Genomic DNA, 14,324 nt, shown 5'->3' on the forward strand with positions numbered 1-14,324 from the left:
AGTCTGGACCTAGCCGGCTCTGCGCAACGCCGCAATCAACTCATCCTTTCGCATCGACGAACGCCCGGGAATCTTCCGCTCCCGGGCCTCCTTGCGCAGGCTGTCGACCGTCTGCACTTCGCGGGAAGCCTTGCTGTCGCGCGAATGTCCCTCACGACTCACCGCCGCGCGCCGTGCTGATTCCTTGCGATCCTCGGCCTTGGCATTGGCCGGTTTCCGACGCCCGGAACCTCCGGCCTTCTCGCCGCCGCCGGACTGTTTGTTCACTGTCGCCCAAGCGCGGGCCTCGGCTTCATCCTTGGACATCCCTTTGTTTTGATAGCTGTCTTCAATGTGTTCGGCTTTGCGCTTCTGTTCTTCAGTGTATTTGGCTTTGCTTCCACGAGGCATGGCGAGTCTCCTGGTGGTTGGATGAATCTCGGTATGAACCGGCGCAGGCTATGCATTCGAACACTGCCTGCGCCAGTGACCGCAAGCGTCAGGTATCGAGTTTACGCGCCGCTTCCACACCCGCAGCGCTGAGCTTGATCGGCAGATTCAGCGAATGTTCTCCCGCTTCATTGCAAGTGATGTGTCCGTGGTGAATCAGTCCACGCTCCTGCAATGCGGCGAGGGCACTGGCCACGACTTTCTCGCCGCGATAATTGTCCAGCACCTCTTTGCCGAGGCCGCTCGGGTGGGCATGCAACAGGCGGGTGAGGACTTCTTTTTCCAGGTTTTTATCGACGTTCATGGTTACCTCTTCAGGGAAGTGGATAAGACACGTTGCGTGGATGAAGCACGGATCACTGTCCTGCGCCTTCAGAGCCCGAACCACCCGTGGTGGTTTTCGAGCCGACGCCGGGACCGGCGTTGTCGGGGGCAGCCGGAGAGTCGGGGGTGTTCATGCCGCCCTGGCGTCCGGGATCGCTGCCTTGAGTGCGAGGATCGGTTCCGGTGGCGGGTGGCTGATTGATCAGCGGTACACCGGAACCGTCGGTATTCATACCGGGGGCACTGTTGATGGCGGGTGCTCTTGGCTGGGTAACCGGATCGGTCGGCCCGGTACCGGCGGCGGTAGTCGAGGCGGCGAATACCGCCGGGCTGAGGAGGGTAGCGAATACGAGCGCAGTCAACCTTGACGAGATCATAGGGTGTCTCCAGTGATTGAAATCCTTACCTCCTTTTGGTCTGCCCTAGTGAAAGATTGGTGCCTGATGATCGACGAACGGTTCAGAAGGGCTGAGCGCTTTCGAGGCCGATCTCTTCCTTGAATTGGTCCATGAAACCTTTCAGGCGTTGATGACGGAGCTGTGCCAGACGTTGGCCGGCAACGGTCTGGAATCCGTCGGCGAGGTGCAGCAGTTTGGTCTGGAAATGGTCGAGGCAGAATCGCTTGTCGTCGTAGTCCCTTTCCCGGGCCTCGGGATCGTGCGGGTCGTACAGCGCGCTGCCCATGCGTCCGGCGGTGTAAAAGGTGCGGGCGACGCCGAGCATGCCGAGGGAGTCGAGACGGTCGGCGTCCTGCACCAGTCGCGCTTCGAGGGTGAGCGGGGCGATGTTGGCGGAAAAGCTGTGGGCCTCGATGGCGTGGGTGACAGCGTCGATATTGGCTTCGGGCCAATGCATGTTCGCCAGCACCTTCGAGGCTTTTTCCGCGGCCAGACGCGATGCCTGTGAGCGCAGCGGCGAGTTCTTTTCCACCGCCACACAATCGTGCAGCAGCACGGCTGCGAGCAGCACTTCAAGGTCGCCGCCTTCGTCGGCCTGCAAGGTGCGCGCGTTGTGCCAGACCCGTTGCAGATGCGACAGATCATGAGCGCCGTCTTCCGACGGTTCCAGCGCGTGGGGCAGCAGTTCGGCGGCGAGTGAGGCCAGTGGTTCGAATGCGTTCATGAATATCCTTCAGACCAGTCAAAAATCCCTGTGGGAGGGTAGTGTTTGCTTTGCCATGTGACGAGCGCCGCGCGCCGCCTTAGTATGGCGTTTTCCTTTTTCCGACAAGGCCCGTCCATGACGATCGAAATCCGCCCGGCGACCCCCAGCGATGCACCGCAAATCCTCGCGTTCATCACTGAACTTGCAGACTTCGAAAAGGCCCGTCACGAAGTCATCGCCAGCGTCGCCGACATCGAGCGCAGCCTGTTCAGCGAAGGCGCCACGGCCCATGGCCTGATTTGCCTGCGCGACGGCTTGCCAATCGGTTTTGCGGTGTTCTTCTTCAGCTATTCGACCTGGCTGGGCAGCAACTGCCTGTACCTCGAAGACCTCTACATCACCCCGGAACAACGGGGCGGTGGCGCCGGTAAAACCCTGCTGCGCCACCTCGCGAAAATCGCCTGCGCCAACGACTGCGGCCGCTTCGAATGGAGCGTGCTGGACTGGAACACCCCTGCCATCGAATTCTACAAATCCCTCGGCGCCCAGCCGCAGGAAGAGTGGGTGCGTTACCGCATGGATGGCAAGGTATTGCGGGAGTTTGCCGAGGGCTGAACAAATAGTGGCAATCTGATTGCTGATTTGATTGTTCAAACCGCTCTAGTCCGGCATCCTACGCGCCATTTTTGCGCGCTCATGGACGACACCTGCAATGCCTCTGGCACTCTTTCTCCACGCCCGTGGAGCCTTCGCCGCGTCAACGAGTGACCGGCAATGAGCGGACTACGGGCGTCGATCCGCCTGTACGGCCTGGTCAAAAACCTCGGTTCAAGCGACAACCCGAACCGCCAACCGGTGGACATCCTCTGCACCGTCAACCGCCTCGGTGGCAAAGCCATCCGTGCGTTTGTCTCGCGCCTCGATGCCGAGCTGATGACGCGCAGTGCGGGCTTCGATGACTACCGCGTAATACCGCTGCGCACGTTCGATCCGAACGGATTCATTGATGCCCATCAAGGCTGGCTGACCCTGCACGTGTGCTGCGGTTTTGTCGCGCCTGCGGGGCAATCGATTTTCCACCAAGGCGGGCTGTTGCCGATGGGTTGGTACGTCTACTCGGAAACCGGCCGCTGGACAGCCGAGCGCTATCTGGATTTCGGCCCGCAAATGGCCGAGCTGCTGCAAACCACCTACGACCAGCATCGACTGACCGGCTACAACACCTGGCTCAACCAACTCGACGACGCCACACCTGCCGATCTGAACTGGTTTGCCGACGAAGCCTGGCAACAATTGCAAACCCTCACACCCCCGAACAGCCGCGAGCATTGTCACGCGCTGTTTGATTCCGTCGAAAACCGCTGGCGTTTCGCCGCGACTGATGTCGACCTCTATCAGCCACACCTGGAACCTCTGAAGCAAGGAGCTTTGAATTGAGTGGTAAACCCGCTGCACGCGTCACCGACCCAACCGCCTGCCCACTGCCAGGCCACGGTAACAACCCGATCGTCTCCGGCTCGCCGGACGTGTTCTTCGACGGACTCCCCGCTGCGCGCATGACCGATAAATCGGCGTGCGGCAGCCCGATAACCGGCGGTGTTTCCGCCACGGTCTTCATCAACGGCCTGAATGCCGCGATGCTCGACAGCACCGGCGGGCACGGCAATGTCGTGGTCGGTGGGTCGGGGACGGTGATTATTGGACAGAGCGGGGGAGGGGCGGCGTTTAGTGGGTTGTCGCCGATGCCGGTGCATTTCAATGATCGAATGCAGGTGATTAACGAAATTACTGGTGAGCCCATGCCAAATCACCCTTACGCGATTCAACGCGCTGATGGGAGCGTGGAGCACGGCGTAACCAATGACGCGGGCTTCACCCATACGGTGAGTTCGCATTTGCCTGAGTCGATCAAGCTGTTCGTGGAGTAGGAAAGATATGACCGCTGAAAATCCTGCTCTGAAAGGGTGTAAAAGACTGGTCGTGACCCACGACCTGACCTGCAAAACGGACGGAACAGTCAAGCAGGCCACGATCACTCCCAAAAGGATTGTTCTGTTTTTTGTGGGTGGTGCGGGTGATAAAGAAAGTTATTACGGCACAGGCCCCAATAATAACGTTGCTGACGTCATGAAGGTGTTCGTTAGGGATATGGAGGCTGAGGGTGTTTGTTCTGATAATTATGATGCCCACCATATTGGTTATAACTATTTTATTAGTGATGATGATCTGAAAAAGAATGTGCTGGAGAAAATTACTGATATGGCCACGCCTGTATATATCATTGGGCATAGCTTGGGCGGATGGAATGGTGCGCACCTGTCAGCTGTATTGACTGATAAGGGGTATCGAATTCCGTGTCTGGTTACACTCGATCCGGTTGGCGAAGGAAAAATCGTGTGGGGGGTTTCTAACATCTACCGTCAGGAGCCGAAGCCGAAGGCGGAATATTGGGTTAACGTCAGAGCCGATGCCAAAGACTGGAATTTTTCCGATCTCGTAGCCGATTTTGGAGAACAATGGGATATGAAAAGTGGGCCCAATATGAACGGGCGAGTGAATGTGAATCACGCCGATGCCTGGGTTATCTACACATCAGTCCTGCAAAGTGGCATCTCGGCCAGAGACGCTTTGATGCAGGTTGTTGTTACTTATTTTAAAGGACGGAAATGTGCGTAATATAATTTTATGTATAGCTTTCTTGCTTTGCACTTCCTGTGCGATGAATCATGGTAAGCCCATTGCTCATTTACAATACGTTGGTGTTGAACGTTATTTGGATAGGAACATTTATCAGGTGCGTTTTTCGTCTGATGTTGATGTTGTCAATCTTTTCAAATCAAAAATAAGCCAGACGCTGCTGTGTTCTTTTGAGGACGATTTTGATTTTTCGGCACCTCACTCTGCGGGTCGATATGGAGAGGGTTTTGTCGAGCCTGAAATTTCAAATGCCGGGCCGGTTTTCAGGGCGGATGTTTTATTTTTCGAAAGAAAAAACGATACCAGTGAAAAAATCATTGAAGGTGAGGCATTGAGGTCTTTATTAGTGGGCCGAGAGTCTATTGTCTGTAAGGTCAGAATTAATTCCTACTCCTATAAAATATATTTGTCGGAGGACATGAAAGTTCCAACGGCAGATCTATTAAGAGAGATCGATAAGTTTTAAACGGGCTGCGATCCGTACGGACAGGCGGCGCTCGCTGCTCAGTTCGCTGTCCGGGTTTTAAAAAAGATGAATCCCAAAATATGGGATGCAAAATTACATATTGAGATTTAACGCCTGAGAGGTCTATAGTCCAGCTCACTCACTGCCAATAACAAAACAGGTGAAGCGATGCTGGCGCAATTGATCGCGCTCGATTGGGGGACGACCTCACTACGTGCTTACAAACTCGCGGCGGGCGGACAGGTGCTGGCGCAGCGTTCGCTGTCGTTCGGGATCATGCAGTTGCCGAAGACGCCACGGGTCATCAACGGTCGCGAATGCGCCGAGGGTTTTGAACTGGCGTTCGACGAGGCGTGCGGCGACTGGCTCGACGCGCAACCCGGCTTGCCGGTGATTGCCTGCGGCATGGTTGGCAGCGCCCAGGGCTGGCGCGAAGCGTCCTACCGCGATACGCCGGCTAATGTCGCCGATCTCGGAAAATCCCTGCAAACCGTTCGCAGTATTCGCGGTGTCGATGTGCACATCGTGCCGGGTGTGATTCAGCGCTCGACGCTGCCGAACGTGATGCGCGGCGAGGAAACCCAGGTCCTCGGCGTGCTGCAGAATCTGCCGGTCGAGGCGGGCAATGATCTGCTGATCGGCCTGCCGGGCAGTCATTCGAAATGGGTGGAAGTGGCCGACGGCTGCATCACCCGTTTCGACACCTTCATGACCGGCGAAGTGTTCGCCGTGCTCAGTGACCACAGCATTCTCGGCCGTACCCAACAGCACAGCGCGACGTTCGACGCCGATGCCTTCGATCGCGGCGTGCAGGTGGCGTTATCGGCGGAGGGCGAGATTGGCGTGCTGTCGACCCTGTTCAGCGCCCGCAGCCTGGGCCTGACCGGCGAACTCAGCGCCACCGCGCAACCGGACTATCTGTCCGGCCTGCTGATCGGCCATGAACTGACGGCGCTGGCCGCCGTGCAACGACGCCGGCGCAACAGCGCACAGCTTCCTTCGATCATCCTCATCGGCAACGCGCAGTTGTGCGCCCGCTACAGCCGTGCCCTCGACGCCTGCGGTTTCGCCCGGGTGACTTTGGCCGAGCAGGCTACCGAGCGTGGTCTTTGGCAGCTGGCGCTCGCCGCCGGACTGATCGATTCCTCATCCCGTTAACCCTGACTGGAGGCCTGACATGCTCAAGCAAGCACTGGCGCAAAACGGTCTGATCGCGATCCTGCGCGGCCTGCATCCGCAGGAAGCCGCCGCTGTCGGAGAAGTCCTGTATGCGGCCGGATTTCGCGTCATCGAAGTACCGCTCAATTCCCCCGCGCCGTACGAAAGCATTCGCATCCTGCGTAAGACCTTGCCTGCCGATTGCCTGATCGGTGCCGGCACGGTGCTGACCCCGGAACAGGTCGAACGGGTGAAAGAGGCCGGCGGCCAGGTGATCGTCATGCCCCACAGCGATGCGAAGGTGTTGCGGGCCGCGAAAGCGGCGGGGCTGTACTTGTCGCCGGGCGTCGCCACGCCGACCGAAGCCTTTGCGGCGCTGGAGGAGGGGGCGGACATTCTCAAGCTGTTCCCGGCCGAACAGATGGGCCCGGCAGTGGTGAAAGCCTGGCTGGCGGTGTTGCCGGTCGGGACGATTCTGGCGCCGGTCGGCGGCATTACCCCGGACAACATGCAGGCGTTCATCGACGCCGGCGTCAAAGGTTTCGGCCTCGGGTCCGGGCTGTTCAAACCGGGCATGACGACTGAGCAAGTGGCGGCCAATGCCAAGGCCTACGTGGCGGCCTGGAAAGCCCTTCGCTAAGACTTTTCGGCGCTGCGTGCGCTGCATCTAACAAGAGAGACAAGCAGATGAAAATCACCAAACTCACCACCTTCATCGTCCCGCCGCGCTGGTGCTTCCTGAAAGTCGAAACCGACGAAGGTGTGACCGGTTGGGGCGAGCCCGTGGTCGAGGGCCGCGCCCACACCGTCGCGGCTGCAGTCGAGGAATTGTCCGACTACCTGATCGGCAAAGACCCACGCAATATCGAAGACATCTGGACCGTGCTGTATCGCGGCGGCTTCTACCGGGGCGGCGCGATCCACATGAGCGCGCTCGCCGGTATCGATCAGGCGTTGTGGGACATCAAGGGCAAGGCCCTCGGTGTGTCGGTCAGCGACCTGCTCGGTGGTCAGGTGCGGGACAAGATCCGCGTGTATTCGTGGATCGGCGGCGACCGTCCGGCGGACACGGCGCGGGCCGCGAAAGAGGCGGTGGGTCGTGGTTTTACGGCGGTGAAAATGAACGGCACCGAGGAGCTGCAATTTCTCGATACCTTCGAAAAAGTCGATCTGGCGCTGGCCAACGTTGCCGCCGTGCGCGATGCGGTGGGGCCGAACGTCGGCATCGGTGTCGACTTCCATGGCCGGGTGCACAAACCGATGGCCAAGGTCCTGATGAAGGAACTCGACCCGTACAAACTGATGTTCATCGAAGAGCCGGTGCTCAGCGAAAACTATGAAGCGCTGAAGGAGCTGGCACCGCTGACCAGCACCCCGATTGCCCTCGGCGAGCGGCTGTTTTCACGCTGGGACTTTAAACGGGTGTTGAGCGAAGGTTACGTCGACATCATCCAGCCCGATGCGTCCCACGCCGGCGGCATCACCGAGACCCGCAAGATCGCCAACATGGCCGAAGCCTACGACGTGGCGCTGGCACTGCACTGCCCGCTGGGGCCGATTGCACTGGCGGCGTGTCTGCAACTGGACGCCGCTTGTTACAACGCGTTTATCCAGGAGCAGAGCCTGGGCATCCATTACAACGAGAGCAATGACCTGCTCGACTATGTGAAGGATCCACGGGTATTCGACTACGACAAGGGCTTCGTGAAAATCCCCAACGGCCCGGGCCTGGGGATCGAGATCAACGAGGAATACGTGATCGAACGCGCGGCGGTCGGCCACCGCTGGCGTAACCCGATCTGGCGGCATGCCGATGGCAGTTTTGCCGAGTGGTGAGTCGCTGACTCTCTGCCGCATCCAGTAAGTCAGATCTCCAGGGAGCGGAGATCTGCATACCCTCGACCTCAATAAACATAAGAAGAGGCGCTCCCCATGCAACCGCAAACCCTCACCGGGCAAGCGACGTTAGTCACGCCCAGCCGCAAGCGATTTTTCATCATGGTGTTGCTGTTCATCACCGTGGTCATCAACTACCTCGACCGCAGCAACCTGTCGATTGCCGCCCCTGCACTGACGACGGATCTGGGCATCGATCCGGTACACGTCGGACTTATCTTCTCGGCGTTCGGCTGGACCTACGCCGCCATGCAGATCCCCGGCGGCTGGCTGGTGGACCGGGTGCCGCCACGCATCCTTTATAGCGTCGCACTGTTGCTGTGGTCGTTGGCCACGGTGATGCTCGGTTTCGCCGCCAGTTTCATCGCGCTGTTCGTGCTGCGCATGGCGGTCGGTGCGCTGGAAGCGCCGGCGTACCCGATCAACAGCCGCGTGGTGACGACCTGGTTCCCCGAGCGTGAGCGGGCCACGGCCATCGGGTTCTACACCTCCGGGCAGTTTGTCGGGCTGGCGTTCCTGACCCCGGTGCTGGCGTGGCTGCAACATGAATTTGGCTGGCACATGGTATTTGTCGCGACCGGCGCGGTGGGCATCATCTGGGCGGCGATCTGGTACGCGGTGTATCGCGAACCGCGTGATTTCAAAGGCGCCAACCAAGGCGAAATCGACCTGATCCGCGAGGGCGGCGGACTGGTGGATATCGCGGCCGAAACTGCCAAGGTGAAGGCAAAATTCAGCTGGACCGATCTCGGCATCGTCCTCAGTAAACGCAAGTTGTGGGGGATCTATCTAGGCCAGTTCTGCCTGAACTCGACGCTGTGGTTTTTCCTGACGTGGTTCCCGACCTACCTGGTGAAATACCGCGGCATGGACTTCATCAAGTCCGGTCTGCTGGCGTCGCTGCCGTTTCTCGCCGCGTTCATCGGCGTGCTGTGCTCCGGGTTCTTTTCCGACTTCCTGATCCGTCGCGGCTGCACCGTCGGGTTTGCGCGCAAGCTGCCGATCATTGGCGGGCTGCTGATTTCCACCTCGATCATCGGCGCCAACTTCGTCGAATCGACGCCGTTGGTGATTGCCTTCCTGGCGTTGGCGTTTTTCGGCAACGGGCTGGCGTCGATCACCTGGTCGCTGGTCTCGACACTGGCGCCGGCGCGGTTGCTGGGCCTGACCGGCGGGGTGTTCAACTTCATCGGCAATCTGTCGGCGATTGCCACGCCGATTGTCATCGGCTTCCTCGCCAGCGGTGACTCGTTCGCGCCGGCGATCACCTACATCGCGGTTCTGGCATTGATCGGTGCTTTGTCCTACGTGCTGTTGGTGGGCAAGGTCGAGCGCATCGAGTTGTAGTCGGCTATGTCGGGCGACCATAATGCCGCCCGTTCCCTCGCTCAACGCTAAAGGCTGGATATGCAGGAAGACGCCCCAAAAACCGCCAAGGACGCCGCGCCGACTGGCACCCAAACCCTGCTTCGCGGGTTGGGTGTGGTGCAGGCCGTCGCCAGTGGCGCCCGCGATCTCAAAGAGATTGCCCGCCTGATCGGCACCACGCGCAGCACCACCCATCGTCTGGCCAGTTGTCTGGTGGACGAGCGCTACCTGCGCGTCGTGCCGCAAGTCGGTTATCTGCTGGGGCCGAAGTTGATCGAACTGGGTTTTCAGGCGCGTGAAGAATTGCCGCTGGTGACGTTGGCCGGGCCGTATCTGGACGAGTTGTCGGCGCTGACCGGCGACACCGTTCACCTGGGCATTCGTGAAGGCGACGAGGTGCTGTACCTGTTGAAGAATCCGGGGCGCAACGGCCCGGAAATGCGCTCGCGGGTCGGCCATCGCATGCCGTTGGCGCGGACCGGGATCGGCAAGGCGCTGATGCTGGATGACGCGCCGCAGGACTGGCAGCGCCTGTACGACATCAGCCTGCCGGCGGGTGGGAAAAGTCAGTTCTGGCCGCAGCATCCCCAGCAGTCGTGGGAGCAGCTGGAGCAACGGATGACCGAGTACGTGGCCGGCGGCTACGCGTTCGATCTGGAAGACAACGAACCGTCGATCCGGTGTGTGGCGGCGCCGATCCGCGACGCGAGCAAGCGCATCGTCGCGGCGATCAGCATCGCCAGCACGGTGCCGTACATGCCGCTGGAAAAAATGGCCGAGCTGATTCCCCTGATCAAAGGGGTCACGGCCCGGCTTTCGGCGGAGCTTGGCTTGAAGGTCTGAGGAATCAGAGCTTCAGAGTCGCCATATCGATGACGAAACGATACTTCACGTCGCCGGCGATCATCCGCGCGTAGGCTTCGTTGATCTGGCGGATGTCGAGCATTTCGATGTCGCAGCTGATGTTGTGCTCGGCGCAGAAATCCAGCACTTCCTGGGTTTCGGCGACGCCCCCGATCAACGAGCCGGCCAGTACGCGACGACCCAGCACCAGTTTCGCGGCGTGGACCGGCGGATCGATCGGTTCGATCAGGCCCACCAGAATGTGCACGCCGTCGAAGCGCAGGGTGTCTAGGTACGGGTTGAGATCGTGCTGGACCGGAATGGTGTCCAGCAGGAAGTCGAACCGACCGGCCGCTGCTTTCATCTGTTCTTCGTCGGTGGACACGATCACGTGATCGGCGCCCTGGCGGCGGCCTTCCTCGGCCTTGCTCGCCGAACGGGTGAACAGCGTGACTTCAGCGCCCATGGCCTTGGCGAACTTGATGCCCATGTGGCCGAGGCCGCCCATGCCGAGAATCCCGACCTTGTCGCCGGCCTTCACGCCGTAGTGCTTGAGCGGCGAGTAGGTGGTGATGCCGGCGCAGAGAATCGGTGCAGCGGCCGCCAGGTCCAGCTTCTCGGGGATGCGCACCACGAAGTGCTCGCTGACCACGATGCTGTCCGAATAACCGCCCATGGTGTTGCTGCCATCGACCCGGTCCGGAGTGGCATAGGTCATGGTCGGGCCTTCGAGGCAGTATTGCTCGAGGTTCGACTGGCAGGCTTCGCAGGTGCGGCAGGAGTCGACCATGCACCCGACGCCAACCAGATCGCCTACCTTGTGTTTAGTGACATTCGCACCGACGGCGGTGACTTTTCCGACGATCTCGTGGCCGGGCATCAACGGGTAAACGGCGATGCCCCATTCGTTGCGCGCCTGGTGGATGTCGGAGTGGCAGACGCCGCAGTACAGGATTTCGATGGCGACGTCGTCGGCCCGAGGGCTGCGGCGTTCGAACTTCATCGGGGCGAGGGGCGTGGTGGCCGTTTGAGCGGCATAGCCGATGGCGGTGTACATGTGAAACCTCGCAAAAGCAGTGACAAGTGAGGCGGTGCATTCTGGGCGCCGTCCGCTTGTCCGGCCATGGCGATTCCTCCGGGTGTCATGCCTAATCCTCCGGCATGCGGGGTTGATCGGTCGCATTGGCAAAAGGATCTGCGATGATGCTTTCATCCCTTTTTCCGTGATTTTTTCTGAAGAGCCACCCGATGCATTTGACCCGTCACCTTGATGCCAACGCCACCCTGGTTTCGCTGATCGAACCGCTGGCGCTGCGCGATGGTTACAGCCAGACCGGGCTGCCGGGCGTGCAGGTGTTGCGCGCCAGTTGCGACGTCGCCCGTGGCCCGCACATTTATGAACCGAGCCTGATGATCATCGCCCAGGGCAGCAAACTGGCGTATCTCGGCCCGCGCACCATGGAGTACGGCGCCGGTCATTACCTGATCCAGGCCTTGCCGGTGCCGTTCGAGTGCGAGACCTATGCGTTGCCGGATGCGCCGTTGCTCGGCGTATCGGTGGCGATCGACCGGGTGCTGCTCGGCGAACTGGTGCTGGCCATGGGGCTGGCGCCGGGGCGGCATATTCCGGCGCAGACCCCGGAGTCGATGACGTCGGTGGTGCTCGACGATGACATGCGTGGTTGTGTCGAACGCTTGCTGCGTTGTCTGCACGATCCGCTGGAATGCCAGATTCTCGGCCCGGCGCGGGTGCGGGAGTTATTGTTCGTCGCGTTGCGCGGTCCCCAGGCTGATGTGCTGCGGGCACTGGTCGAGCAGCAGGGGCAGTTTGCGCGAGTGGCGGCTTCGATCAGTCATCTGCATGCGCATTACACCGAGCCATTGAATGTCGAGACATTGGCCGGTTGCGCGAACATGAGCGTTTCGACCTTTCACGAACACTTCAAACGCAGCACGTTGCTGTCGCCAGTGCAGTACCTGAAGCGTTTACGTTTGTTGAAGGCGCAGACGTTGTTGATCGCCGAAGGGCTGGGCGTGGCGCAGGTAGCGCATCGGGTGGGGTATCAGAGCACGTCGCAGTTCAGCCGCGAGTACAAACGCTATTTCGAGCGCAGTCCAGGGGATGAACGCGCGGCTTGATCTTTTACAAAACGCAGGCAACAAAAAGGCCCCCGTTTCGGGAGCCTTGATGTTCAGCGATTCGACTTACATATTCGGGTAGGTCGGACCGCCGGCGCCTTCCGGCGCAACCCAGGTGATGTTCTGCGAAGGGTCCTTGATATCACAGGTCTTGCAGTGCACGCAGTTCTGGGCGTTGATCTGGAAGCGTTTCTCGCCGTCTTCCTTGGTGATCACTTCATACACGCCGGCCGGGCAATAGCGCTGCGCCGGTTCGTCGTACAGCGGCAGGTTCTTCGCGAGCGGAATGCTCGGGTCGGTCAGCTTCAGGTGGCACGGCTGTTCTTCTTCATGGTTGGTACCGGAGATGAACACCGAGCTCAGCTTGTCGAAGCTGATCTTGCCGTCGGGTTTCGGGTAGTCGATCTTCTTGCAGTCGGCCGCGAGCTTGAGGCAGGCGTAGTCCGGCTTGGTGTCGTGCAGGGTGAACGGCAGTTTGCCGCCGAAGATGTTCTGATCCAGCCAGTTGAAACCGCCGCCGACGATGGCGCCGAACTTGTGGATCGCCGGGCCGAAGTTGCGGCTGGCGAACAGCTCCTCGTAGAGCCAGCTCTGCTTGAAGGCGTCGACGTAAGTGGTCAGCTCTTCAGTGCCGTCCTTGTCAGCGAACAGTGCGTCGGCCACGGATTCAGCGGCGAGCATGCCGGACTTCATCGCGGTGTGGCTGCCCTTGATCTTGGCGAAGTTCAGGGTGCCTAGATCGCAACCGATCAGCGCGCCGCCCTTGAACACCATCTTTGGCAACGAGTTCAGGCCACCCTTGCAGATCGCGCGCGCGCCGTAGCTGATGCGCTTGCCGCCTTCCAGATATTGCTTGAGCACCGGGTGATGCTTGAGGCGCTGGAATTCATCAAATGGCGACAGATAGGTGTTGCTGTAGGAAAGATCAACGATCAGGCCGACCACCACCTGGTTGTTTTCCAGGTGATAGAGGAAGGAGCCGCCGGTGTTCTCGGTGCCCATGATGTCCATCGGCCAACCGGCGGTGTGCACCACCAGGCCTGGCTGGTGTTTGGCCGGGTCGATTTCCCAGATTTCCTTCAGGCCGATGCCGTAGTGCTGGGCGTCGGCGTCGCTGTCCAGGTTATAGCGCTTGATCAGTTGCTTGCCGATGTGGCCACGGCAGCCTTCGGCGAACAGCGTGTACTTGCCACGCAGTTCCATGCCCGGGGTGTACAGGCCTTCTTTCGGATGACCTTCGCGGTCGACGCCGAGGTCGCCGGTGATGATCCCGCGTACTACGCCGTTTTCATCGATCAGCGCTTCCTGAGCGGCGAAGCCCGGGTAGATTTCCACGCCGAGGTTCTCGGCCTGCTGAGCGAGCCAGCGGCACAGGTTGCCGAGGGAAATAATGTAGTTGCCTTCGTTGTGCATGGTCTTGGGCACAAAGAAGTCAGGAATTTTCTGCGCGCTTTCGGCGTTTTTCAGCACGAAGATGTCATCGCGGGTGACGGGCGTGTTCAGCGGGGCGCCGAGTTCTTTCCAGTCCGGGAACAGTTCGTTCAGGGCCCGTGGTTCGAATACGGCACCGGACAGGATGTGCGCGCCGACTTCGGAGCCTTTTTCGACCACGCAGACGCTGATTTCCTTACCGGCTTCGGCGGCCTTCTGCTTCAGACGGCAGGCGGCGGACAGGCCAGCGGGGCCGGCACCGACGATGACCACGTCGAATTCCATGTATTCGCGTTCCACAGGCTATCTCCTACTCAAGGCTCAACAGTTTTTTTTCTAATTTGGAGGTTCGGTGTCGTATCCGTTATTGCCTTTACGTTAACGTCAAGGGTAATAATGGGCAAACCACCTTTCTCTCTAGGCGGCGCATTATATCTACACCACTCTAAGCGTCCAATACAAACGTTTG

At 59.8% G+C, this 14,324-nt stretch carries 17 protein-coding genes; 11 read left to right on the forward strand and 6 right to left on the reverse strand.

All coding sequences use genetic code 11. The features are described 5' to 3' along the window. Nucleotides 1–9: 9 nt before the first annotated feature. The 4 genes from ACTJK9_RS07615 to ACTJK9_RS07630 all read right to left on the reverse strand — a co-directional run bounded on the left by ACTJK9_RS07615 (nt 10) and on the right by ACTJK9_RS07630 (nt 1,875). On the reverse strand, nt 10–390 hold the full coding sequence (locus ACTJK9_RS07615; RefSeq protein WP_085607302.1) for a Rho termination factor N-terminal domain-containing protein: 381 nt from the start codon (nt 388–390) through the stop codon (nt 10–12). A gap of 88 nt (nt 391–478) precedes the next feature. Continuing rightward, nucleotides 479–733 (reverse strand): hypothetical protein, encoded by a 255-nt coding sequence (locus ACTJK9_RS07620; protein ID WP_011335416.1) that lies wholly within the window; start codon nt 731–733, stop codon nt 479–481. 52 nt (nt 734–785) lie between these two features. Continuing rightward, nucleotides 786–1,130: a hypothetical protein gene (locus ACTJK9_RS07625; protein WP_064598512.1), complete on the reverse strand. Its 345-nt coding sequence runs from the start codon at nt 1,128–1,130 to the stop codon at nt 786–788. A gap of 82 nt (nt 1,131–1,212) precedes the next feature. Then, nucleotides 1,213–1,875, reverse strand: coding sequence for an HD domain-containing protein (locus ACTJK9_RS07630; protein WP_143491838.1), 663 nt, complete (start codon nt 1,873–1,875; stop codon nt 1,213–1,215). Nucleotides 1,876–1,992: 117 nt separating this feature from the next. On the opposite strand from ACTJK9_RS07630, the gene ACTJK9_RS07635 reads away from it, so the two are divergent. The 10 genes from ACTJK9_RS07635 to ACTJK9_RS07680 all read left to right on the forward strand — a co-directional run bounded on the left by ACTJK9_RS07635 (nt 1,993) and on the right by ACTJK9_RS07680 (nt 10,285). Then, a complete protein-coding gene (locus tag ACTJK9_RS07635) occupies nt 1,993–2,472 on the forward strand; it encodes a GNAT family N-acetyltransferase (RefSeq protein ID WP_041475599.1) in 480 nt (159 codons plus the stop codon). A gap of 159 nt (nt 2,473–2,631) precedes the next feature. After that, a complete protein-coding gene (locus tag ACTJK9_RS07640) occupies nt 2,632–3,294 on the forward strand; it encodes a hypothetical protein (protein ID WP_085612140.1) in 663 nt (220 codons plus the stop codon). Beyond that, nucleotides 3,291–3,785, forward strand: coding sequence for a PAAR domain-containing protein (locus ACTJK9_RS07645; protein WP_085612141.1), 495 nt, complete (start codon nt 3,291–3,293; stop codon nt 3,783–3,785). The genes ACTJK9_RS07640 and ACTJK9_RS07645 overlap by 4 nt, the downstream gene beginning before the upstream one ends. Nucleotides 3,786–3,792: 7 nt before the next feature. Further along, entirely contained in the window at nt 3,793–4,533 is a 741-nt protein-coding gene (locus ACTJK9_RS07650; RefSeq protein WP_440813175.1) for an alpha/beta hydrolase, read from the forward strand. Continuing rightward, nucleotides 4,526–5,020, forward strand: a complete 495-nt coding sequence (locus tag ACTJK9_RS07655) for a hypothetical protein (RefSeq protein ID WP_143492941.1) — start codon at nt 4,526–4,528, stop codon at nt 5,018–5,020. Before ACTJK9_RS07650 ends, ACTJK9_RS07655 begins: the two co-directional genes overlap by 8 nt. Before the next feature lie 168 nt (nt 5,021–5,188). Next, nucleotides 5,189–6,178 carry a 2-dehydro-3-deoxygalactonokinase gene (locus ACTJK9_RS07660; protein ID WP_221397894.1) on the forward strand — a complete coding sequence of 330 codons (990 nt, stop codon included), beginning with the start codon at nt 5,189–5,191 and terminating at the stop codon, nt 6,176–6,178. A 19-nt stretch (nt 6,179–6,197) separates the two neighbouring features. Further along, the gene (locus ACTJK9_RS07665; protein WP_085745040.1) at nt 6,198–6,818 is read left to right on the forward strand and encodes a 2-dehydro-3-deoxy-6-phosphogalactonate aldolase; all 621 of its coding nucleotides are present in this window, start codon (nt 6,198–6,200) and stop codon (nt 6,816–6,818) included. Nucleotides 6,819–6,865: 47 nt separating this feature from the next. Beyond that, nucleotides 6,866–8,014, forward strand: coding sequence for a galactonate dehydratase (gene dgoD / locus ACTJK9_RS07670; protein WP_007950849.1), 1,149 nt, complete (start codon nt 6,866–6,868; stop codon nt 8,012–8,014). 96 nt (nt 8,015–8,110) lie between these two features. Continuing rightward, nucleotides 8,111–9,421, forward strand: coding sequence for an MFS transporter (locus tag ACTJK9_RS07675; RefSeq protein WP_085612145.1), 1,311 nt, complete (start codon nt 8,111–8,113; stop codon nt 9,419–9,421). 60 nt (nt 9,422–9,481) lie between these two features. After that, complete coding sequence (locus ACTJK9_RS07680) at nt 9,482–10,285, forward strand: IclR family transcriptional regulator (RefSeq protein ID WP_007950852.1); 804 nt, start codon at nt 9,482–9,484, stop codon at nt 10,283–10,285. A 4-nt stretch (nt 10,286–10,289) separates the two neighbouring features. Here ACTJK9_RS07680 and ACTJK9_RS07685 read toward each other — a convergent pair whose 3' ends face one another. Then, nucleotides 10,290–11,342, reverse strand: a complete 1,053-nt coding sequence (locus tag ACTJK9_RS07685) for an NAD(P)-dependent alcohol dehydrogenase (RefSeq protein ID WP_011335405.1) — start codon at nt 11,340–11,342, stop codon at nt 10,290–10,292. A gap of 191 nt (nt 11,343–11,533) precedes the next feature. Between ACTJK9_RS07685 and ACTJK9_RS07690 the strand changes: the two genes are divergently transcribed. After that, nucleotides 11,534–12,424 carry an AraC family transcriptional regulator gene (locus tag ACTJK9_RS07690; RefSeq protein ID WP_085612146.1) on the forward strand — a complete coding sequence of 297 codons (891 nt, stop codon included), beginning with the start codon at nt 11,534–11,536 and terminating at the stop codon, nt 12,422–12,424. A 66-nt stretch (nt 12,425–12,490) separates the two neighbouring features. Here ACTJK9_RS07690 and ACTJK9_RS07695 read toward each other — a convergent pair whose 3' ends face one another. Further along, nucleotides 12,491–14,155: an electron transfer flavoprotein-ubiquinone oxidoreductase gene (locus ACTJK9_RS07695; protein ID WP_064598497.1), complete on the reverse strand. Its 1,665-nt coding sequence runs from the start codon at nt 14,153–14,155 to the stop codon at nt 12,491–12,493. Nucleotides 14,156–14,324 lie beyond the last annotated feature (169 nt).

The sequence above is a fragment of the Pseudomonas sp. 22082 genome, assembly GCF_052046055.1.
In the GTDB taxonomy this organism is placed as follows: Bacteria; Pseudomonadota; Gammaproteobacteria; order Pseudomonadales; family Pseudomonadaceae; genus Aquipseudomonas; species Aquipseudomonas pharyngis.